The organism is Abiotrophia sp. (genome assembly GCF_057275535.1).
The window spans coordinates 43,162-66,302 of sequence record NZ_DBHIRJ010000008.1 but is presented as its reverse complement, the minus strand read 5'-3'; the positions used below and the strand labels follow the sequence as shown (position 1 = coordinate 66,302).

Below are 23,141 nucleotides of genomic sequence, written 5' to 3'. Positions count from 1 at the left end.
TCTCCTTGAAAGCGGGCCTATTGGCCTAGTACTTGCTTGATTTGAGCTTGACGCTCAGCCAAGCTAGCCTCATCCACTTGCATCATATAGAGTTCAGCGCCCGGCATAGCGTAAGATGGCAAGCCAGTTGAACCGTGGCCGGTTAGAGCAACTGAGGTAACCGTGTAACTTTGACCGCTCTCCAGTTGCTCGTTAACCAGTTCCATGGCCTTAGCCAGTGGCAGATTGGTTTGCACCGACTGACTCATGCGATCCATGACTTCTTGGGCTTGGAGCAGGGTCTGGCGGCTGCCTAATTTCTTAATCAAGGCGGTAATAACCTTCTCATGGTTCTTGCCGCGGTCATTATCCCCACCTGACAGGGAGTAGCGTTCACGCACGAAGCCTAGAGCTTGGTCGGCATTGAGGTGGAGTTCGCCGACAGGGAAATCGTATTTGCCGTAGAGGGAGGTGAAGGCTTGGTCGTTGTAGACATCGATGCCCCCCACCGTATCGATGATATTGAGGAAGGAGGTGAAGTTGAGGCGAACATAATAGTCGATTGGCGTGTCGTAGAGACGGGCCAAGGTATGCATGGAAGCCTCCACGCCATAGATTCCCGCGTGAGTCAACTTGTCCTTCTGGTCTGCCCCGCCATCCGCAATCGCCACATAGGCGTCACGCGGTGTGGTGGTCAGAAGAATCTGGTGGGTCTTAGGGTTGATAGTGGCGATAACGTTGACGTCTGACCGGGAAACGGAGCTGACTGGCCCGAAGGTATCAATCCCTGAAATGTAGAGGTTGAAAGGCTGGTTCTCAGCTGGTGTCTGGCTAGTTTGCTGGTTTTCCGTCGCTGGCTTAGCCGACTCTTCGGCTACTTCGGTCACATGATTGTACTGATAGAGCTTCTTGATCTTGCTACTGAAGTCGCTGGCCATGCCTTCTAAGAGGGACTCATAACCTGAGTTGAGGACCATGGCTTGAGCCTTACCGTCTAAGAGCTGTTGGTAGGCTGCTAGGTAAGATGGCACTTCCTCAACAGTCACCGTTACCTGGCGTTTGGCCTTGAGGTCATCGACTAAGGCTTGGACATTGTCGCGATCTTGGCCCAGCGGCGCTAGGACCACTTTGCCGTCTAAGGCCGACACATCTGCCACGCCGCCCTCTGCTAGGGTAGCCAGACTCATGGTGAGTTCCTTCTTCTGGGTATTGGTATTGAGTTTGTTGAAGAAGTTGACGGTGGCATTCATTTGGTAGGCGCCGTAGCTAGCCCCTAAAATGACGATCGTGGCTAGGACCAGGGTGGTTTTGCCCAGACGCTTGAGGCCGTTAAGCAGAATCAGGAGCAGTAAGACTGCGCCCAAGCCGCCCAAGACCCAGAACTGGTAGCCGCGCCCGGCCAGAATCTTGTAAGTCAAGAGGAAATAGGCAACCAGGCCACTAGCTACCGCTGCTAAAATAATAAAGAGCCAGTTAATCCGCCAGAGCACTGACTTAGTCCGCCCATGACCATGGCGGGAGTGGCCGTGACGTCGGCCCTTTGAGTGATGTGATGCTGTCATTGTTAAGTTCCTTCCATTAATAGGATATCATTCCATCGTTACTTTTTGCACTAAAAGTTATTATAGCAAAGAATCCGCCCCGGCAAAAGCCCCTAAAAGGCTTTTTTTCTAGCTAGCGGCCTAGGTTTTTGGCCTTTCCATTCTAGCCAGTGGTCCACTCGAAAAAGTGGTCCACTGGCTCTCGACTTTTTCCACGGTTTCCACCTTTTCCGGCCTTTCCACCCGAGCTAGTGGTCCACTCTCTAAAGTAGTCCACTGGCTCACGGCTTTCCCCCCGTTTCCTGCCCTTTTCCGGCCTTTCCAACCGAGCTAGTGGTCCACTCGACGGAGTGGACCACTGGCTCATGACTTTTTCCACGGTTTCGCCCTTTTTCCATGCTTTCCAGCCCAGCTCGCGGCCACTTCCCCAGTTTCCGCCTTTTTCCAGCCCCCTACATAGCCAATGGCCCACTCTTCTGAGTGGGCCATTGGCGCAAAACTATATTAGCGATGAATATCAGTATCTTCCTGGGTCCACTGGGTTTCTAGGTGGCTGACGTAGCGGAAATCTTTGGTATAGAGTTGCATGCGCTGGCGAATAATCTCGTACCAGTCGGCGCCCTCGGTGACCGCGTAGCGATTGTAGTCGGCCATAGGCACCGTTTCGTAGAACTCGGCATTCTCGGCGCCCGTAATATAGATTGGCATGAACTTCGGATCAGTGACGGTTACTTGGCCGTCTTCGTCGCGTTTGAAAGTAACCTCGGTGATGCCCCCTTGCTTATTAGCCGGGTAAATTTGGCCCGACATGAAGCTAGCCTGGGAGTAGATGGCAAAGGTCTGCTTGCCGTTAAACCACTGCATAGGTTGCAAGACGTGCGGGTGGCCGCCCAAAATCAATTTGACGCCAGCATCGCTCAGGGCTTGGAAGACTTGCTCCTGGGTTGGGTCTGGAGTAGTGTCATATTCCTGACCTAGCTGCAAAGTCACCACTACAGCATCGACCTGGTCTTTGAGGGCTTTGACATCTTCTACCATCTGAGGCAGGTCTACCAGGTTAATCAAATAAGGCTGGTCTTCTGGCACGGGCACGCCGTTGGTACCGTAGGAATAGGTCAAGATCCCTATCTTAATGCCATTCTTCTCGATAATGCGCGGGGTATCGTGATCTTCCTGGCTCTCAAAGCTTCCCACATAAGGCATCTGCGCCTCTTTGAGGTTAGCAATAGAGGCTAGCGCACCACGCGCCGAATAGTCCAAGGTATGGTTAGTCCCGTTGGTCACCATGTCCACACCGATGGCCTGAAGGGCCTTGAGAATCTGCTTAGGCGCATTGAAGGAAGGGTAGCCAGTTACCGGATACTGAGGGTTGGCCACAATGACTTCCATATTGGCTAGGGTCACGTCAGCATAGGACATGTAAGGGGCAATCTGCGCCAGCATTGGATAGAAATCATAGGCGCCCCCTGGGTTCTCCCAGCTGATGCCGTCCTTGTGGAGCCGCTCGACCGCTGATTTGTAGAAAGGATTCTTGACGCTGGCCATTTCGCTGACAAATTCATGCAACAAGACATCACCAACTGAGCGCAACTTGAGCTCTCCCTCTTTGCCTTCAAAAGGCGTCTCCTGATCCTTAGCCTTGAGACCTACTAGGGGTTCTGCCAAGACCAAGGGCTTGGGCTCGCTACTAGAGCTCTCACTCACCACTGACTCAGACTCTAGCGTCTGCAAATGATCGTGAGGCTGGCCTGCTAGGAGGCCAATCATGGCGAATCCAGCCACTAGAAAGAGAACAAAGGCAAGTGCTATAAGCTGCGGACGATACTTACTTAAAAACTCTGATTTCATAAACAGGACCCCTTTGTAGGAAGATAAGTGCTATAATTACAAAAATAAGACATTTATATTACATATTTTACATCCGCCCGGTCAACCCCGTCAAGCCATTCCCCTAAAAATATTAGAAAATTTACTTGAATTTTCGTCCTTCACCCGCAAAAGCAAAAAACGGCAGAAGCCTTAGCTTCTACCGTTATAATTTATTCCTAAGCCTTACCGAAGTAAGCTTGAATTCCTTGGACCAGACCCTTAATGAGCTTTTCCTGGTAGGTAGCTTGATTGAGTTTCTTGAACTCCTCGGCATTATCCATAAAGCCTAGCTCCACCAAGGCCGCTGGCACGTCCGTCTTGCGGGTGACATGCAGGTTCTGAGGACGCGCCCCTTGGTCGCGGGCGCCCGTCATCTTAATCAATTCCCTTTGCAGGAGTTGAGCCAGACGTTTACCTTCCGTAATCTTGCTTTCCGGATGATAAGGCATGGTTAGGTAGTCTTCTTCTTCAATACTTCGATCATGGAAGAGGGTCACAATCCCTTGCACCTTGCCAGACAGAGCGGCCGGCATAGCATTGTGGTGAACGCTGACGAAGATATCCGGCATGAGTCGGTTAGGCTCAAGCTCACGTTGGCCTAGTGGAATTTCCTTGTCGTCCACGCGCGACTCATAGACTTCATAGCCCAGACGGCGCAGTCGGTCAGCCAGTGGCCGGGTAATATCTAAGTTCATGTCCTTCTCGGCACGACCAAAGGCCACTGCCCCGGTCTCGGCACCGCCGTGTCCTGCGTCAATGTAGACGGTCCGCTTGCCCATTGGTACTTCCACCAAGTCAGAGCGTTTAGCATAAGCGAAGACCTTGTTATTGCGAATCAGCGCTACTTCAGCGTTCTTAGAGCCTGGCAGACTCGCCACACCGAAACGTTGACCGAAGTAGTCCTTAACCGGCACGGTCTGGCGCTTACCATTGGCATCCAGAACCTGAAGCGTCGTACCAATGCCTCGAACCTTGACTTCGTGGTTAACTAGACGCTCTTGGTATTGCAGCTGCAAACGACCACCTGGCGCTGTCAGCAAGAGGTTGCCCCCTTGTTGGCTGAGAGTTCGGTCGCCATGCCAGATAACTTCGTTGGCATTGCCTACGCCGCCTACTACTTGATAGACTTGTCCCTTACGGATTTGGCTAGCGTCGAAGAAGAGTTCGAAGAGACGTGGATTTTGAGTGGCTTTCACTTGGACATCCACCTTTTGACGGCCATCCTGAGATAGGACTTGGGCACTCACTTCCTTAGCTGGCGCAGCTTCTCGATAGCCGGTCGCATCATAAGTCCCGTAAGACAAGTGAGCCAAAATCTTGGCTACCCCGTCTACAACAGAGAAGTCATAGAAAGAAGTCGAAATCCCCTTGTCTACTGGCTTAGCAGGCGCTGACTTCTTGACTAGCACTCGTTGCTTAGCTACCATGGCGGTCAGATCACCTGACTCTTGCTTGTAGCTGTTGTCGCCTGCCCAGAGGGCTTCTTCCTTATTTTCCACACTAATCAACAGCCGGTAAGTCTGGTCGGCCTTAAGTGCCGTCCGGTCAAAGTCTAGGTTGAAGAGGCGTGGATTTTGGCTAGCCCGCACCCGCAGGTCTACTTGATGCTGACCCTTGGTGGCTTCTAAGCGCGCCTTGATGACAGCTTGTGGCGCCACCTCGCGGTACCCCGTCGCATCATAGGTCCCATAGGCAATATGAGCCAGGATGGTCCCTACCGCATCAGTCGCCGAAAACTCGTAGAAAGAAGTAGAGATGCCTTGGTCAACCGGCTTAACTGGCGGCTGGCTGTTAGCCTTAGGGGCTAAATCCAGGGCAGGAACCGCAGGCAAGGTCGCCAGCTCTGCTTGGCTAGCAGATGCTGACTCACTGGATGCTTCCTCCGACTGATTAGCTGACGCCCTATCAGAAGCGGCTCCATCAGCACTAGAGGCCTGACTTTGAGCAGCAGACGCCTCTTGCGCTGCTTCTTGGCCAGCTGCAGCGGGGGTGATTGCTGGGGCCGATGCTTGTAAGGGGTCCTGGACTTGATGACTGGCTGGTGCGGCTGGACTGACTGATTCAGCCTGCACCTGATCCAAGATCATGACAGAACCTAGGGCAAGGCCCACTAGGGCCGCTAAACCATGTTTCTTCATTTGGCGATTCCTCCTAAAAAAATACACTCCTTGTGGCTTGTAAATCCTCGTCTATCATACAAGTAAGCCATTCAAAAAGCAATAGATTTTATGCTGGATTGGCACCAAGAAACCAAACTTTCATCTTCTAGTTAAGCCAGTGTTACTGAATGTCATCACATGGTGACAGACGTCATAGCTCTGGCCTATTCAAAAAAATCCCTCGCGACTAGCCAAAGCCACGAGGGATTTTTGAAATTTGTTTATAAGAGAGCACGTATTTTGGCTGACTTCTACCCTATCTATTAGTGTAAACACTAATAGATAGGGAGACTGAATTAAGCCTTGCGTCTTTTTAAGAAACCTAAGGCCATCTGGCCTAGATAGCTGACAAACTGCTCGCGACTGAACCAGAGAATAGCCAAGTAGATCAGGCCGAAGACAGAGGCCGATAGCGCCAAGGTCCAGAATGGCGAAATCCAGTGTCTGAACAAGAAGGTGCTCAGCGTCGCCAGGACTGTCGCCAAGCCAATCTTGCCTAGGTCGGCCAGGACGACCATTTCTCTGAGTTGGTCGCGCAAGTACCAGGCCTGATAAATGGTGACAAGCAATTCTGCCAAAAGCGTGGAGAAGGCTGCCCCGGCTACTCCCCAGCTTGGAATCAAGACCAGGTTAAGGGCGAAGTTCAAGACCGCACCCCAACAAACAGAAGACAAGACCACCCGCTCCTTGCCTAGCGGTAGGAGAATCTGAATTCCCAACAAGTTAGACAGACCAATCAAGACAATGGTCGGCATAACTAGTTGCATAGGGAAGACCGAAGGCAGGAACTGTTCCTTAGATAGGAAGAGAATAGCTGGCTCCGCCATGGCGATAAAGTAAGTCGAGAGTGGAATACTAGCGAAGCAGACGAAGGCAAAGGCCTTACGAGTCACTCGCTTAAAGGCTTCATGTTGTTCCGTCTGAATATAGTGCGACAGACGAGGTAGGAGCACCCCACCCAGGGCTGTCACTAGACTAATCAAGATGTTCTTAATCTTAATAGCTGCATCATAATAACCTACGGCTTCCTTGCCAATCATCATACCTAACATGACAGAATCCAGACTGGTATAGATGGTGGTGGCGACAGCCATAAGGAAGAACTGCAGTGCCGGGAAGAAGTGACGCCAGATCTCCAAGTTAGGCTCTAGCTTGAAGCTGATATAGTGGCGGGCATGAATGAAGTTGAGGACATTGGCCCCCACCGTCGCAAAGACCAGAATCCCTCCATAAATCAAATAGTCCGAAGTTGAGTGAACCAGGAGGAACATGAGCACCAGGGACAAGCATTTGAAGGCAATGGAACGAACCGTAATATAGCGGTACTGCTCCAAGCCCCGATAGAGCCACTCCATACCGAAGAGGTTGAAGACAATCCCCACCCCATTAATCAGGAAGAGGGTCTTATCTTCCGCAAACCTTGGCACCAGAGCAATACTAACCAGATAGAGGGCCAGGGCTCCTAAAGTGGTAATAGCATTGAAGAAGAAAATCTCCTGAACCGTCTTGTTAAGCTCCCGCTGCTGGTTACGCACCCGCGCGACCGCCCGAATCCCATAGGTCGGAATCCCCACCATCCCTAACATGGTGGCATAGCTAGCCACCGAAGTGGCAAAGGCAATCCGCCCCGTCCCTAGTGGCAGCAAGGTCCGCGAGATATAGGGAAAGGTAATAATAGGAAAGATAAAGGACGACACCGTTAAGATGAAGTTCATGATAAAGTTGATTTTAATGGATGCTTGTTTGTGTTGGGTCATGAGCGACCTCCTTATCAATAAATCATCTAACGAACCCAGCTTGCACGGTTTGGCCACAGTCTAACGAAGAGCCGGGTTAAGTAATAAGCGATTAGCCCCGTTAGAACTAAACGTAAGACCATCATGAGGACTAAGCCACCTAGGGACAGCATGCCAGCTGGTCCCAGCAAAGCTTGGCCCAGACGCAATAAGACATAGTTCAAAGGGTCGGAGAAGATATAAATCCCTAGCCCATTTAGCAAGACTGCCTTTACAAAGCCAGACTCCAAGAAGCCCTTCTGCTGAGCCAGTGACTCAGCCAAGAGATAGGTCAGCCCCATCCCCGCGACAGCTGCCAAGTCATTGACTAGGCGTTGCAATACTGGAATGCCAAAACGCCCTACATAGAGGGATAGTAGTGAGCAGACAACAAAGGCTGTCAGCCAGATAGTTAAGAAGACCGCTCGCTTAGTCCGGAAATAAGATGTCAAAGTCTCGCGATAGGTCTCGAACATGGCTCCTAGCATATACCAAAGGAGAAACTCCATCGGTAGGCTAATTAAGGATAGCCCAACATAGGCACTCACTAGATGGATCCCCCAAAGTGGCAGGAGATACCAAACCTGCATACGCGGCACCAAGAAGTAAGCTATTAAGGCCACAACGAACAAGGTATAGAGATACCACAAGTGCGAGTTACCTAAGAGCGTTAATTGGCTGCCTTCCGCCATTAAGAAATTAGCCTGCCCAAAATAGCCACTCAGATACTTAAGAGGTACTAGATAGAGCAAGGTAAAGATTAGATAAGGAATCATGAGACGCTGCCATTTAGCTTCAGCAAAGGTGCCAAAGGCTGACCAACGCCCCTTCTTAGTCTGCAGCGCGAACAAGGCGCCTGAGATAGCCATAAACAGAGGCATATGGAAGAGGTAGATGACATAGCGAAATTTATCTATAAGATAATACCACTTGAATGAAGTTCCACTGGGGGCAAGCGCTAGTATATTTACACCTCCAAATTCATTTCCTACCTTATAATATGAGATATGACTAACTAAAACTAGGAGAATGGCAAATACACGTAATACCGTGTATTCATTAATTCGTTTAGACTGTTGCATCCAATCTCTCCTTCTTCATAATTTAGTGATTTAGGGTAATCTTATTGATAAGCGCCGCATATGCTGTCGCGGCAATCACATTAAAAAGCATCGTATTGTAGAAGATAGTTGTTAACATCAAGATGAAGTACAAGACAATAGCACACTTAGTTCGATTAGTAGAGGCGTCTGGCGCAAACAGTGCCATAAAAGGTGCAAACTGAACAATACCTTGTATGATGCCACCTTGAGCTAAAACAACGAAGAAGCTATTGCTATATCCATAGTTTGGTCGAATTGCACCGTTCATATAGTATTCAATACTTCCAAGACCACTGAAACCCCACCCTGTAATGAGGCGATTGCGCCAGGCATTAAACCCAGCTACATAATCATCCATTCGAATAGTGGCCGAGTTACTAGCAGCCTTATCTTCAATTACTCGAGTTAAAGCATATACAAGTGCTGGAGTCGCCAATAAAGATAGAAAGCGAAAGCGGCTTTTCCGCACGAACAATACGTAAGCTAAGAAACCTATCCCAATAACGTAAATCCCAGTTGTTGAGAAAATTGTTGCTGCTGTTAGTAGGATAACCACTAACCTCCACTTACTTAATTCTTCTAATAAGAATAACTCGATGATAAAGGCCAATGAAATAATCAAATTCCACATTGGTCCTTCTGTAAAGAAGGCACTATTACGAATAAAGGTAAAGCCCATAACACTAATACGTTGAGTTTCATAATATAAATGGTAGTAACTATTTACTATATTACCACCACTCCAAGCATTCACAACTGTGCCACTTGGCTTTAATATCCCTAGGAGGCTCCCGAAGAACCAGAAAAAGAGGGATAGAACTGCAAAAACCACCACAATTCTATTAAAAGCTAGCAAGAAGTCCTTTAACTCCTTACGAAAAATCATCAGAGTAAGTGTCACAATAAATACCGGTAAGCCAATCAAATTCAACAAGATGAAATCTCGGCTTAAATTTTCTGATAGATTTCTTAGTAACAAGACACCTTCTATTCCATAATAAGCACCTAGTATTAGCATAGTGTTCTGGAATAATCTCGATGGGATTCTTGTTTCATATATTAGAAATGCACACTGTCCAATTGAATAGACAAGCAAAGTCAAAAACCATAAGAGACGGTTTTGATGAACAGCATACATGGTCTGGCATTGCAATATTAGTAAACAGGCCCATATATAATAACTAAGGGTCGCAATTCTTACTTTCATTCTTTCACCCAACTTCTTTTGGTTCTTCTGTACATGCTAAAAATACTGCCATTATCTTAGACTTTTAGCATCTTGATAAGACGCAATTTTCTTATTAATTAACGGTTTGATTAACCAACTTAGTACGCCTTTTGTCTGATAGTTAATGTAGGCAAGCCCACTTGTCTTATTACCTAGATTTAACTTGAATTTGAAACCCTTTTGCTCCATATATGCAAATAGCTCTCGATTCAGTTGATCTCCATCATCTGACATTAAGTTAATCAATACTTGGTCATTGATTAAACGAGTTAATAAAGTATCTAGAACTTCAATGATGTCTGGCTTTTGTGTTAGAGCATAAAAATCAATCACTGATCTTACAACTCGGTCATGGTGGTCTCTTTTCTGTTTCATTACATTAAGATTCATACTCTGATCTTCGCGGCCAATAAAGTACTGGTAAACATCCGCTTTAATGTACTTATAGCTAGCAACATATTCAAGCGGGAACAAAGTATACTGCACATCAACATAGAAAGTTTTCTCACTCAACCGAATATTGTGATCTACCAAGATAGAGCGTTTGTAGGTTAAAGTATGCATCCGAATCCATTCCTTAGGAATTCCGGTGTACAACTTTCCTTCTTCAAATTTATCAGAAAACGACTTTAAAATCGACGTGTTGTTATAGACATGTTGTTCGGTATAATCCGTGATGACCATATCCGCCTGCTTATCTTTCAAAGCATCTAATAGTTTTTGGAACTCTTGCGGAATTACCCAATCATCGCCATCAACAACTTTGAAATAATAGCCTACAGCCTCATGCACGCCTTGGTTAATGGTCGAACCGTGCCCACCATTTTCTTTGTTAATCAGTCTTAAATCATACTTTGCTTGTGTCATGTAGTCTTCTACTATCTGTGGAGTCTCATCATGGCTACCATCATTGACGACCAATACTTCAAACAAATCTAAGTACTCTTCTGACACTTGGTTGAAGTGTTCCAAGCAATTATGAATATAATCTTTAATGTTATACGCAGGTACAACAATTGAAATAAGTTTTTCCATTAAAATACTGAACTCCTGTTCTTTTAGCCTAGTAGAATATTAGCTTGTAAAATTCACGGACAGAGTTGATGAACTAAATGATCCCATTGATTCATTATGGTGTCCTTTTGAAACTTTTCTGTATCAAGCATAGATCGTTCCGAAAAATCCCGACGTTTTGACTCTTGTTCAATTAAGAGGCTAATCTTATCACTTATATCGTCTATATCATATGGCGTAACTAAATAGCCATTGACACCGTCAATCACTATATCAGCAGGGCCTGTTGGACAATTAAAGCCCACTACTGGCAAACCATACTGTTTTGCCTCTAATAGGACTAGCCCGAAACCTTCGAACCTTGATGGAAGGACATATATGCTATGTCCAGGGTAAATATTCTCAGTTCCCAGGACCGCTCCTCTTAAATTCACTTGATGTTCAACACCTGCATCAGCTAATGCATTTTCTAGCGCACTCTTAATTGCCAAACTTCCTGTTCCATAAATATCCCACTGCCAATCAGGATATTTTGATAACACTCGTTGGGCTACTTGCGCCAGTAAATCATAGCCTTTCTCCGGTGCAAACCGACCGACAGTTATAAGGCATTTACTAGAAGAATCATAGGTGACATCGCTAGCAAGCGGCTCCATCCAGTTAGGGATACATATTACTTTGTCATCAGGCAAGTGATACTTCTTAATATATTGGCGTCGTTCTTCTTGAGTAAGTGTCACTACACAATCAGCAAATTTAGCCCCTAACAATCGTCTAGCAGCACTTGGCTTGTAGTCGTTATCCATCTGAATACTCGTGTGTTCAGAAACCACCAACTTAGCTTTAGTCCCCAAAGTTCCAGCCAAAGCAATAATGTTAGTAGTAATTCCAACCGCTAAAACCAAATCGATATCATGATTTTTAATATATTTTCTGAGCTTTCTTACTGCTGTCCAAAAATAGCGGTAGATTTTTGGCCGTGGCTTTTGATAAATAAAATTAGTATAAATCACCTTATCAGATACTTCAAAAAAGGGTGCTTCGGCCTCAGATGTAATTCCGATTAAATGAACCTCATACTCCTCTTTCTTAGCCAATTCATTAGCCAAAGAGATAGCCACTTTCTCGCCCCCGCCTGATGTATCAATCACCCATTTTAGGATACAAATCTTCTTTTTCATCTTATTCTCCTAAAGTGATAATTTGATATTGATGTGGAACTTGTTTATCTACTGGCGGTAATTCCATGTAGTTATCCCCATAAATAGCAGTTAAATATTCATGGTATTTAGCGGGTACACGAATCGAGATATCTTCAAATGGCAACTCGGCCGCCTGCCCAAAATAGTCACTAGGTACTAGTTCTCGTAATTTGTATGCACCAGTATAGTTGCCACCCGCTCCAGCACTTAAATCGTATTTCTTGATAGCCTTAATGTATTTTGCTTGTGCCTTATCGAAAGAAATCCAACGCTCTACATGTAGTTTGTTTGCTAGACCAATAATCGCCCGCTCAATAAAAGGTCGATTTGACTTTTTCTGGTTAACTAGATGACTAAATTGAGATAACTGCACCTTCATGCGACGATATAGGTAGCGCTTCTCCTGAACGAAGCGTGCCCACCCTCCTATTGGCGCCCCATCGAGTGGAAAAATATCAATCCACAAACTCTCTTCTTGGGCCACTTGACTATAGGTCATGAGGATTTTAGTTGAACTATCACGGATAACCGAAAAAGCCTTATTATAACCCGGACTATCTTCAGATAGAAAGACATAAGGAGCCTTCAAGCACTTAGCAGCAATTAACTTAAAGCATTCATAATCCGCTCTTGGCATGCCAATATCAATGTCATCATCCCAAGGAATAAAACCTTGATGTCTTACAGCGCCTAGAAGTGTCCCGCCCAAAGCATAGTAAGTCAGACCTTCTTGTTCACAAATAGTAATAAACTGCTTCAGTATTTCTAAGACCTTCTGCTGAACGACTACTACATCACTCATAATCTCTCACTCGCTTCTCTCATAATAGCTTACTTTAGAAACTCTTGTCGTACTTCTTACCTAGAAACTTAGCGGCTAAAAATCCTTTGATCTTAGCCACAAAATCAACCTTGTCCATATAGACAAAAGGTACTTCTTGTACACGTAGGTTCTGCTTTAGCACCCATACATTCAATAACAATTCACTAACTCGACCAAAAAGTCTTGCTTCGAAAGGCGTCAATCGGCTAGTATCTACTTGTTCGCGCAAATGATCCAATACCCCGAAGAGCCACTCGCAATAGGCATCTGACTTAGACTTATCCATGATATACATATTAAACATATAGCCGCTTCGTTGCTTCATTACCTGGTTGAAAGGCTCTAGATAGTCAGGATAATGTCTTGCAATAATCTCTCGCGTTATATCCAGATGTGTTCCATCTAGCGTATTAGCATAATGCGAATATAGCGTCTCAATATAGTACTTGCGCTTTTTAGGCAACAAGATATCTTTGTCCTTAAGAAGGTCCAGTACCTGATCTTGAGTCAGTACCACCTCGTCAACGCTTATTCCTTCTCGATAAGGTTGCGCTTTAGGAGCAAAATAACGCCGATAGTGAACTAGGCCAAGATAATCTACATCCATATTTTTCCACGCCCAATAAAGTCCTGTTAACTCAGAATAATAGGGATTTAAATCAGAAATATTATCGCCCTCGTCATCTCGTAGATATCCAAAATCCTCTTGGTTACGTGCCCCTACCCGGATTGGACGATACATAGATTCAGTTGGTGTCTCACAGGCCTTATGAGTGGCCACAAGTAAGGCTACCGATGGCTGTAATTCACTTTCCATTTTGCTTCCTCATTTCTCATTTTTCTACGTTAGTTCAAAAAACGAGAGTTGAATAAATCAACCCTCTGCATACTTATTCATTTTGGCAACAACTTACTCTGCCTTCTTACCATAATTGCCATAGTTCCCGTAAGAACCATAGGCACCGTAGGCACCATAATGGCTTGCCTTGACGTTCACCTTGTTGAGGACGACGCCCAAGAATTTAGCTCCGGTTTGTTCCAGACGTTCTTGGATTTTCTTAACGGCACGACGCTTGATGGCACCGGCTTCGATGACTAAGATGCTAGCGTCACACTGATGGGCAATAATCGACGCATCGGTTACCAAGCCCAATGGTGGCGTATCAACAATCACATAATCATAGTGATGACGGCAGACATCGATTAATTCTTGGAAGGACTCACCTTGCAAGAGAGCCGTTGGGTTAGGTGGCACTGGGCCAGATAGAATCATATGTAAGTTAGGCTCTGTGGTCCCGAAGACAATCTCCTTAACGGTAGCTTCCCCTGCTAAGTAGTGGGTCAAGCCAACTACCTTGGAGCGGATTTTCATCCGGCCGACGAAGACGGAGTTACGGGTATCCGCATCAATCAAGAGGGTGCGTTTGCCTAGGGCAGCCAGGGAAGCTGCAATGTTCATAGCAACCGTGGACTTACCTTCGTTGTCCTTGGTAGAGGTTACCGCGATGACCTTGAGGTCCTTACCAGAGAAGAGGATGTTAGTCCGAATGGCGTTGTAATATTCTTCAGTCTCTGGGGAAATGAGTTTTTTGTTTAATTTTGGTTCAACTTGTTCCATAGGATGCACGCCTTTCTACTTGTGGTTGGCTTGAGGGACAACCCCCAAGAGAACGAGGCCTAAGCCGTCTTCCACGTCTTCCGCATAACGCACGCGGTCGTCTAAGAGTTCTCGCACAACAATATAACCTGCTGATAAGAGGAAGCCGAGGGCTGCCGCTAAGAGGGTGTTACGGCGAGTTTTGGGTGAAGATTTAATGTTGGTTGGTTTGGCTTCTTCCAAGGTGGTCACATCGTTGACCTTGGTGACGCGTTTAATTTGTTCAGAAGCCACTTCACGGACACGGTTAGCCAAGTTGCTGGCCTTTTGTGGGTCGCGGTCAGAGACAGAGATGGATAGAATCCGCGTATCACGAGGAGAATCTACCTTAACCACACGTTTGAGTTGGCTAGGTGTCATGCTGAGGTTCTCAGAGTTGATGACTTCCGACATAACGGTGTCAGATAGGATAATTTCCTTATAGTCTTTAACCAGGAAGTTCCCTAACTGCAAGTCTTGAGTGGTGACGGCCTTGTCTTCGGTCTGGTTGACCACATAGACGCGGGTAGTCGATTCGAATGTTGGCCGAATGACAACCAGGTTAACTAATAAGGTCGCAACTGCCAAAACAACAGTAACAAAGATAATAATAAACTTAGCCGCCCAGAGCTTGCGCAGGAGGGCCATTGGATCAATTTCAACAAATTCTTGGTTCTTAGTTTCCATGGGGGTGTGAACTTCCTTTTCCTATTATTTTTTTAGGGTTGGTGACAAAGAGTCGATGAGCATAGTCCAGGCCATACTTCTTGGCAACGACCGCATGAGCCTCCGCCATATGATAGGGTCGGCGCTCGACGCTATGGGCATCGCTGGCGATAATGTCAATCAGACCAGCATCTAAGAGCTGACGTGCTCGCTTCTTAAGCACCTTATGGCGGTCGAAGAGGCCAAGAGGCAAGAGGCTAGCTGCATTAACTTGGATGTAGCAACCCAATTTCTTCATTTCCCGCACACGTTCAGGGTGCTTATGGAAGGCATCATAGCGCTCGATATGGGCGATGACCACATCGTAGGCCAGTAGCTGGATGGCCCGAATGGCCCGCACGATTTCCCGATAAGCCAGACCGTAGTCGAACTCCACCAAGACATAGTCACTGCCGGCTAAAGTCAAGATTTGCCCCTGCTCCAACCGGTCCAGCATACTATTAGAATAGAAGACTTCTGTCCCTAGATGCAAGGTCAAGTCTGGAGCAATCTCTTGGGCTAAGGCCTGGATGGCCTCAAAATGCCCTTCAATTGTCGCCCGACTGGCTTCGAAGCGCCCCTTGCGTTGGTGGGGCGTGGCGATAATGGTCTTGACACCTTGCTCATAGGCCTGACTTAGGAGTGCCCGCGTGTCATCCAGGGTTTGCGCCCCGTCATCCACGCCGTAGAGGACATGACAATGTATATCAATCATCTTATTTCCACCCTATCCTCTCACTCACTGTCACAGGCACACTGTTAGTGCGCAATATATCGAACTTATTGTAACATAGCCGCCATCAAAAGTATATAGAACTGTAAAAGTAAAGCGTTTTTTTGAACAGATTTTTTTAGCCATTGGAAAACGGCCTAAAAATATGAGCTCTCTGCGCAACTATCCTATGCGCCAACGACGATTCAAAATCCATAACTCTATTGATTTAGGCTCTATTAGACTAGGTCAAGCTTTTATGCTGGCGCAATCGAAAAGTTAACCACAAATATAAGCAAGTTAACAGTTAAATATGAAGCATTTAATCTTTAAGTACATGTCCAAGAAAAGCCCATAACCTAGCCAAAAGATAGAGGCAGAGAAAACCTCTGCCTCTCATAGTTTGTTCTATTGTGCCTCGCGTTCTTTCTTCAAGCCTAGGCCGACCATGAGGCTCCCTAGACCGGCCATGACCGCTGCCCAGAGACTGAGTGGGGCTTGGCTCTCACCGGTTGCAGGCAGTTGGCCTGCTGGTGCTTGGGCCACATCGCCGCCAAAACCTCCAAAACCGGCACGCGCCACAGACAGAGAATCAATTCGGTCTGGCGCTTGGTTTTCTTGTTCAGGTTCAGACTGAGGCGCTTGATCTGGCTTGGCCTTGATCCGCAAGATCGTCGCCGTTAATGGTTGCAAGGTGACAGATTCTGCATCATAGGCTACCCCTACCAGATCTGTCAGAGCTTGGGTCCCGGCACGAGCCCCGTCTACCAAGGCTTCCGCCTTATCTAAACCAGGGAAGCGCTCAGGGTTGAAGCGTAGCTTGCGAACCTTATTATCTGCATTGACTACCACTACGTAGCGGTCGCCATTAGAGTCTACCGCCTGATAGGCAATGACATTGTCGTTATCCGCGATGTCTGGCGACGTCATCATGGTCACTTGGTCGGCGATTTCCTTAGCCGTTCCTTTGCGGAAAGCATCGGTAGACTTACGTAAGGCAATCAAGCCGCGAGTATAGGCCAGCGTGGCTTGGTTATGAGGATATTTGCCATCCTCCGCTACCTTACTCCAATCAAAGCGGTTAATGCTATCGGAAGAATCATAGGAATCGTGAACGAAGTATGGATAGTCAAATGGCTTGCCCTGCTCATCGACTAAGAGATGGGTCTTATAAGGCGCCTTGTCGTCATCCACCTTATTCTTGTAGGCAGGGTCCAACAATTGCTTGGTCCGCCCCATTTCCTGACCGGAATGGATAAATGGCGTCCCTTGGGAGGTCAGAATCATGAGGTTACCCAAACGAATGCGTTGATGAATCTCAGCCGCATGGGTCTTAGGATCCTTCTTAATAGATTGAGCGATAATATCATGCAGGGTTAAGTTGTCGTGGGCAGCAATGTATTGAATGACATCGCCCGGTGCATCCGCAATAAAGTTACTTGGGTTGGCAATAATATTATTGAAGATTTGGTAGACACTGCGTGGCGCACCCGTTAAGAAGCGCGGTTGCCCTTCAGATGGGTAGCCGGACTTGAGCTCGTTACGAATCTCATCGGAGAAGACCGCCACACCGTCAGTCGACCGCATCCAGTCCTGGTCGGCCGCTTGAACTGGATCTCCTTCGTCCCCAACAAAGGTCCGCCAACCTTCCCCAAGCATGAAGACCTTAGGATTGAGGGCGCTGGCTGCCCGGTAAGCCTGGGCAATGGCTTCAGCATCATGGTCCCCCATCATGTCGAAGCGGAAGCCGTCCACCTTGAAGGTGTCGGTCCAGTATTTAATGGAATCCACCAGGACCCGACGCGCCATCTTATGGGTAGTCCCTAGACGACCGCCCCCGAAGCTTTCGCGTGGGCTACCATCAGCATTCATGAAGTGGTAATAACCTGGCTCAATGTCTTCAAAGATATGGGTTTTAGCGGTGTGGTTGTAGACCACGTCCATGATTACACCCATGCCTTGGTCATGGATCGCCTTGATTAATTGCTTGAATTCTTCAATGCGGGCTTGTGGCTTGCTTGGGTCGCTAGCATACATACCGCTGAGACTGAAGTAGGATTGTGGGTCATAACCCCAGTTGTAGTTATTGTTTTGGGTGCTTGGTTGTAGCTCACGCTGAGCACGCGCACTCTCATTAGCAAAGTAGTAACTCATGACTGGCAAGAGCTGGATATGGGTCACACCCAGTTGTTTGAGGTAGCTGAGACGTTCCGCAAAGGCTGAGAAGGTCCCAAATGGCGACTTGAGCTGACCTTCTAACTTAGGATCAGAAGTGAAGTCGCGGACATGGGCTTCATAGATGACCGCATCTTCACGTTTCTTGAAGCCTGGAATATTGGCATAAGATAATTTTGGCCCAATCTTATTTGGATCCACGATGGCAGCCTTGGCCACTTTTTCCTTGGCAGTGGCTTGGTCCCATTTGGCTAAGGACTTAGCATAAGGGTCTAAGACCAGAACCGACTGACCGCCACGCTCCACTTGATAGTGGTAGAAGTAACCATCCAGATTCTTGGCTGGCGTGTTTTGGCCATCCAAGGTCACCGTCCACAAGCCCGTGCTAGCGTCCTTAGTCAAAGGCACGCGCGCCACCACTTGGTCCGGATTGTCCTTGTCATAGAGGACCGCGGTCACAGCGTCCGCACTTGGCGCCCAGAGACGCATCAGCGCAGAACCGTCTGCCTGTAGGGTGGAGCCTAACTCGCCCTGATAATTATAGAGAGAGTCCGTTAGCTTCCAACCGGTCTGGCTGTTGACGGTCTCGTCATGGTAGGTCAGCTTAAGTGGCGTCCGGCTGACATCCTCTTCAGTAGTCAAAATCAGGCGCTTGTTAGCTGCGTCGACTTCAATCTTAGTGACTTTGACTGTTTGGCCGGTGTTAGTCGTAACGGCTAGGTCTTGCTGGACTTTGGCTAGGTCCAACTGATCCACTGCCGTAAAGTTAGCTAAGACTTGGTGAGGCGCCGTCACTTCGGCGCGAGTAATACGTTCAGACAAGGTCTTAAATGGCGTCGTGTAGACCGTGTCTTCCTCATCATGCAGGTAGACTTGCTCATGGTTGGCGCGGTCGCTGAAGCTCATATCTTTGGTTTGTTTTGAAGTTGCTTTGTTCACGAGTAAGAAATGAATGTCCTTTCCAAGTTCTGTAATAGGTAAATCTAAGTAGCGACCAAAAGGCCCGCTCTGATTGAATTCTAGAGCGCCTTTAGGCCAGTCGCTAGATGGGTGCTCCACATCCTTACCCCAGACCCAGAGACCCCAGTTGTCATACTGGCCGTCAGCCCGGTGATAGTGGACGCGTAGGCGATTCTTGTTAGCTGGGATTGGCTCTTCCACGCTAGCATGGTAATTCTCATCCAACCAGGCTTGTTTCATTTGCGGGTTGGTGATGGCCAGGCTTAGGTCCTCGGTAAACTTCTTGCTACCATCGTTGACGTTGTTGAGCAAGTAGTTGATGGCGGTCGCCTGAGGTGTCACCGGCACATCTAAGTAGTAGCCATAAGCCGTCTTCTTGTCTTCCGAGAAGCGCATAGCTCCGGTTGGCCAGTTGTCGGACGGGGCTTGAACTCCACTGCCCCAGACCCAGGCGCCAATCTCGCTAATATTATCGCTTGGCAACTTAGCAAAGTGCATACGGAAATGCCCCGCCGGAATCTCCGGCGCTTGGTTGGCCGGCGCCACCTGCGGCGCCGCTACTGGCGTAGCTGTAGGCTTGGCTGCCTCGGCGTCGGCGGTAGCTTGAGTGCTGGCTTCTGGTTTAGTAGCCTCACTTGCTTGAGTGCCGTCCGTCGCTTGGCTAGCATCAGCCGGTTTATTGCCCTCAGCTTGGCCCGCCGAAGCATCTTGGTCAGCTGGCTTGGCGCTATCAGCCTGCGTGGTGTCTGCTTGACCCGCTGGCGCTGCATCAGTCGCCGGCGCTACTTGGTTTCCTGCGTCAGAGCTTGGGGTTGGCGCTAACTGGCTGCTAGCTGTCTCTTCTTGAGCCTGGCTGGCAGCTAAGACCTGAGCACTGCCCGGTAGGAAGTATAGAGTAGTCGCTACTAGGACAGAAGCCACTCCCACACTGAGTTTCTTAATGCCATAACGCTCTTGGCGTCGGACTTGACTTGATTGCATATCTTTCATAGTTCTGATATCCCTCCTGCAATATAATGCGCTTTCATTATTTTATTATAGCATGTTCCACCCTTCTTTGCTCCTAGGTCAAAGCATTTTGTTAACGCTAACAAACTTTCTTTCAGCCAAAGAGGGCTCCGCCAGTCCATTGTTCTGCCTATCAATGGACTGGCTCATGTCTCCCCCCTGATTTGGGCCTTTTTGTCAGATTCCTAACCTAACTAGTAGTCCATTAGCTCATGACTTTCGCCTCGTTTCGGACCTTTTTTCCCGGGTTCCTAACCTAGCCAGTGGTCCACTCCAAAGAGTGGACCACTAGCTCAGGGATTCTGCCTTGTATGTCACCTTTCCCCCATACCAAAAAGCCCCTGTCATCAGGACAGGGGCTATACCATCTAGGCTTCTGGCGCTAGGTGGGATTTGATGACCATGAGTTCGCTATCTTCGACGGCTTCCAGGGAGTGTACTTCGTGAGGAGCCATGCGAATGATGACGCCAGGATAGATTTCGGCTGTCTCCTTCTCATCAGAGAAAAGAATCCGCCCTTTGACTGGGACGACGACCACCGTATAAGGGACGTGGTGCTGGCCAATGGCTTGCCCGGCAGGTAGGACCAGGTGGGTAACTGTCTGGCTAGGTTTCTCCACCAAATGCTCAAAACGCTCAATGTCTGTGCGACCGTGATAAACTTTCATACTTAAGACTCCTCTCAACTACTTTCCTTCATTATAACACAACATGGCCCGCCATACCCCCAGATAAACAAAAAAACCGCACCGCTTGCGTCGGCGCAAGTTGGTGTGGTTTATGTCAATGCTCGAATTTTGCCCAGCAGCCTATTATCCCTCTGTTGTTTAATAAGCTAATCTTAACGTTAGAGTCCCTAATCTCTAGGCGCCAAGTCTCCTCAAGTGCAGAGTTTTGACTCTGCGCTGGCAACTGATGCTCGTGGCAAAAGTGTAGCATTTCCCTGTATATACGAAGATGCGATCGCCCGACGTCGTGATCGTCGTGGCAGCTCTTGTTCGTCAGTACAAGCTGTCATCTCCTTGGACCAGTGAAAATCCAAATGGCAATCGTCCCCTTTGACTGCACGGGTCTTGAGCGAGCCCCTCTGCCGTCCTTCTTACTTTAGAAGGTAATCCTATGAAACTATATATGACAAGGAGTCGGTACCCCCATACACGACTTCCTTGCTGAGGAGTTTAATCACGTTGCATAGGCATTATAGCACGACTTGAAGCGCTTGAAAAGGGGGTAAACTCATTTTTTTGTCAATTTCGACATTTTTTTGATAATTGTCTATTCAATCCCGGTCTCAAGGCGCTTTGACGACTATTTTTGCTAGTCATTAGCTCTAACCAGACCGATCCATAAATCCCTTCTAACTTGCGCCAGCAATCCAAGTAACTTTTTTCCACTCTCAGTCAACCCTCCCCATAATCTTGCTAGACAAGATTAACCTTAGGCTTTTATCATCTTTGCCTACATATATGACGAATTAGGCCAGAATCTATTTATTTTATTAAGAATCTTTACAGCTCGGATTTGATAGCTCACCCCATCAAAAAAAGACCCGACTAACGCCCGGTCTCCTTATCTGCTAATTTATCTTTGACGCCAGCCACCATGTTGCGCCCCATGCCCTTAATATGAGCCAGGAGGCCTAGGAGACTGTCCAAATAAGTGTCGTCGCCCCGCACCGCTAGCATGACCGTCTCGCTCCCCATATAAGCTGCTAGGAAGAACAAGAGACTATAGATCAGATTGAGCAATTGAACGCCCGTCCCCACCTGATACTGCCAATAGGCCCAAACTTCTTGGACCCCATAGAGGGCCAGGATTAAGAGTATGAACCAAACCGCCTTCTGCCATTCAGGCGTGAAGCGTGCCTTGCGCCGCAACAAACAATAGGCTGCCGCAGCCGTTAGGATAATATTCACAGTCACCAGTAAGAAATTCAGCATCTTACTCCCTCCTCGCATCATATCTTTCTTTACTTCTAGTATAGTAAAGTTTAGGGGACCTAGGCAAGGAAAATTTAGTCCCAAGATCAAAAATCGGTCTTGAGACCGAGCCCTAGGCAGATTTTGGCAAGGCTGGCCAATTTGTTAGCTTCAACACTTACGAGTTGCCTTTCTAGACAGACTTGCTATAATAATGATAGTATAATCGCGCACAAGGAGCATCCAACATGAAAAAGGCAAAACTCATCGCCCATATTATTCTTATTATACTGGCTATCGGGACAGTGGATGTGCTGGCTAATTTTAGTGGCCTCGATCTGATGAACCGCCTAGATGCCTGGGTAGGCCGGCGCCCCGACCATATCTCAGCGCCTAATGAGTCTAGCCGCGAGTCGTCCAAGGACTCCTCCTCTAGCGACAACTCCAAGGAATCGTCTGAGTCCAAATCGGAAAGTTCCTCTTCTAGCTCATCCTCTTCATCCAGCTCTTCCTCATCTGAATCCTCTTCGTCATCTAGCCAATCCTCCGAGTCCCGTCCAACAAACCAAGACAACGACGACCAAGACTCGCCAACTAGTCCAAACACTCGCCAAAACGACGACTACACCGCGCCAACAAGTCCAACCACCCCGGCGCCAAGCCCAGACCCAGTTACCCCGCCAACCCCGGCGGACCCAGTGGTCGAACCCCAACCAGACCCAACACCTGACCCAACCCCAGCCCCACCAGCAGATGGTGGCGGCGTTGATGGTGCGGGGGAATAAGTAGATAGAAAAATCCCAATCCATGATGGATTGGGATTTTTTGTCGCGATTAAACTTCCTGAGCGAAGCTGATTTGGTTATTATCTGGGTCTAAAACATCGAAGACATAGACTACTTCGTAGTCAACTAGCTCGCCTGTCTCAATATGATGCTGATCTAAGACTTGCTTACACTCTTTGGCATCTTCTACGCCTAGGATTAAGCTTGAACTTGTCACTTCTTCCGCTTGCGAAAGTTACAACCATGTTCCTGGGCTGAGTTCATACTCTGCCACGCCTTCCATAGGCAGACTATCAGGCTCACCTAGCCATTGCTTATACCAGTTAATTGACTGCTCAATATCTTTTACTAAAAAGACTGTCACAGCACTCTTGATTTGAACCAATTTCATTTTGCTTGCTCCTCCTTATCCGTTCTTGATAAATATCATAAGTCGGTTCTCTCTACTCTTTGGCTTTACTTCGCCACTTAAAACTATACTAGCAAAGCATATATGGTTTCCCTCGCAATACAACGCCGGGTTTTATTTGATTTATACTACCACTTAC

Annotated in this window: 19 protein-coding genes; 1 reads left to right on the top strand and 18 read right to left on the bottom strand. The window is 47.6% G+C overall.

The genetic code is table 11. The annotated features are described in order from the left end of the window. Nucleotides 1-17 precede the first annotated feature (17 nt). From ACO53F_RS07390 to ACO53F_RS07315, 16 genes are all read right to left on the bottom strand, one after another. On the bottom strand, nucleotides 18-1,541 hold the full coding sequence (locus ACO53F_RS07390; protein ID WP_485137917.1) for an LCP family protein: 1,524 nt from the start codon (nucleotides 1,539-1,541) through the stop codon (nucleotides 18-20). Between the two features lie 483 nt (nucleotides 1,542-2,024). After that, on the bottom strand, nucleotides 2,025-3,368 hold the full coding sequence (locus tag ACO53F_RS07385; RefSeq protein WP_485137916.1) for a CapA family protein: 1,344 nt from the start codon (nucleotides 3,366-3,368) through the stop codon (nucleotides 2,025-2,027). Between the two features lie 197 nt (nucleotides 3,369-3,565). Further along, nucleotides 3,566-5,527, bottom strand: coding sequence for an N-acetylmuramoyl-L-alanine amidase family protein (locus ACO53F_RS07380; RefSeq protein WP_485137915.1), 1,962 nt, complete (start codon nucleotides 5,525-5,527; stop codon nucleotides 3,566-3,568). A 317-nt stretch (nucleotides 5,528-5,844) separates the two neighbouring features. Further along, on the bottom strand, nucleotides 5,845-7,305 hold the full coding sequence (locus ACO53F_RS07375; RefSeq protein ID WP_485137914.1) for a flippase: 1,461 nt from the start codon (nucleotides 7,303-7,305) through the stop codon (nucleotides 5,845-5,847). 26 nt (nucleotides 7,306-7,331) lie between these two features. Then, the gene (locus ACO53F_RS07370; RefSeq protein WP_485137913.1) at nucleotides 7,332-8,405 is read right to left on the bottom strand and encodes an acyltransferase family protein; all 1,074 of its coding nucleotides are present in this window, start codon (nucleotides 8,403-8,405) and stop codon (nucleotides 7,332-7,334) included. Between the two features lie 22 nt (nucleotides 8,406-8,427). Continuing rightward, a complete protein-coding gene (locus ACO53F_RS07365; RefSeq protein WP_485137912.1) occupies nucleotides 8,428-9,633 on the bottom strand; it encodes an O-antigen ligase family protein in 1,206 nt (401 codons plus the stop codon). Nucleotides 9,634-9,684: 51 nt separating this feature from the next. Next, on the bottom strand, nucleotides 9,685-10,689 hold the full coding sequence (locus ACO53F_RS07360; protein ID WP_485137911.1) for a glycosyltransferase family 2 protein: 1,005 nt from the start codon (nucleotides 10,687-10,689) through the stop codon (nucleotides 9,685-9,687). Nucleotides 10,690-10,742: 53 nt separating this feature from the next. Beyond that, complete coding sequence (locus tag ACO53F_RS07355) at nucleotides 10,743-11,849, bottom strand: glycosyltransferase family 4 protein (protein WP_485137910.1); 1,107 nt, start codon at nucleotides 11,847-11,849, stop codon at nucleotides 10,743-10,745. A gap of 1 nt (nucleotide 11,850) precedes the next feature. After that, on the bottom strand, nucleotides 11,851-12,672 hold the full coding sequence (locus ACO53F_RS07350) for a LicD family protein (RefSeq protein WP_485137909.1): 822 nt from the start codon (nucleotides 12,670-12,672) through the stop codon (nucleotides 11,851-11,853). A 34-nt stretch (nucleotides 12,673-12,706) separates the two neighbouring features. Next, the gene (locus ACO53F_RS07345; RefSeq protein WP_485137908.1) at nucleotides 12,707-13,510 is read right to left on the bottom strand and encodes a DUF4422 domain-containing protein; all 804 of its coding nucleotides are present in this window, start codon (nucleotides 13,508-13,510) and stop codon (nucleotides 12,707-12,709) included. Between the two features lie 93 nt (nucleotides 13,511-13,603). Next, a complete protein-coding gene (locus ACO53F_RS07340; protein ID WP_485137907.1) occupies nucleotides 13,604-14,311 on the bottom strand; it encodes a tyrosine-protein kinase in 708 nt (235 codons plus the stop codon). A 15-nt stretch (nucleotides 14,312-14,326) separates the two neighbouring features. Continuing rightward, nucleotides 14,327-15,016, bottom strand: coding sequence for a Wzz/FepE/Etk N-terminal domain-containing protein (locus ACO53F_RS07335; protein ID WP_485137906.1), 690 nt, complete (start codon nucleotides 15,014-15,016; stop codon nucleotides 14,327-14,329). Continuing rightward, nucleotides 15,006-15,749 carry a CpsB/CapC family capsule biosynthesis tyrosine phosphatase gene (locus ACO53F_RS07330; protein WP_485137905.1) on the bottom strand — a complete coding sequence of 248 codons (744 nt, stop codon included), beginning with the start codon at nucleotides 15,747-15,749 and terminating at the stop codon, nucleotides 15,006-15,008. The genes ACO53F_RS07335 and ACO53F_RS07330 overlap by 11 nt, the downstream gene beginning before the upstream one ends. A 405-nt stretch (nucleotides 15,750-16,154) precedes the next feature. After that, complete coding sequence (locus ACO53F_RS07325; RefSeq protein ID WP_485137904.1) at nucleotides 16,155-19,871, bottom strand: pullulanase; 3,717 nt, start codon at nucleotides 19,869-19,871, stop codon at nucleotides 16,155-16,157. A gap of 386 nt (nucleotides 19,872-20,257) precedes the next feature. Further along, nucleotides 20,258-20,557, bottom strand: coding sequence for a cupin domain-containing protein (locus ACO53F_RS07320; RefSeq protein WP_485137903.1), 300 nt, complete (start codon nucleotides 20,555-20,557; stop codon nucleotides 20,258-20,260). A gap of 885 nt (nucleotides 20,558-21,442) precedes the next feature. Further along, nucleotides 21,443-21,829, bottom strand: coding sequence for a hypothetical protein (locus ACO53F_RS07315; protein WP_485137902.1), 387 nt, complete (start codon nucleotides 21,827-21,829; stop codon nucleotides 21,443-21,445). A gap of 227 nt (nucleotides 21,830-22,056) precedes the next feature. Between ACO53F_RS07315 and ACO53F_RS07310 the strand changes: the two genes are divergently transcribed. Next, nucleotides 22,057-22,593: a hypothetical protein gene (locus ACO53F_RS07310; RefSeq protein ID WP_485137901.1), complete on the top strand. Its 537-nt coding sequence runs from the start codon at nucleotides 22,057-22,059 to the stop codon at nucleotides 22,591-22,593. Nucleotides 22,594-22,642: 49 nt separating this feature from the next. Here the strand turns inward: ACO53F_RS07310 and ACO53F_RS07305 are convergent, their stop codons facing one another. Beyond that, nucleotides 22,643-22,810 (bottom strand): hypothetical protein, encoded by a 168-nt coding sequence (locus ACO53F_RS07305; RefSeq protein ID WP_485137900.1) that lies wholly within the window; start codon nucleotides 22,808-22,810, stop codon nucleotides 22,643-22,645. A gap of 18 nt (nucleotides 22,811-22,828) precedes the next feature. Continuing rightward, on the bottom strand, nucleotides 22,829-22,984 hold the full coding sequence (locus ACO53F_RS07300; RefSeq protein ID WP_485137899.1) for a hypothetical protein: 156 nt from the start codon (nucleotides 22,982-22,984) through the stop codon (nucleotides 22,829-22,831). Nucleotides 22,985-23,141 lie beyond the last annotated feature (157 nt).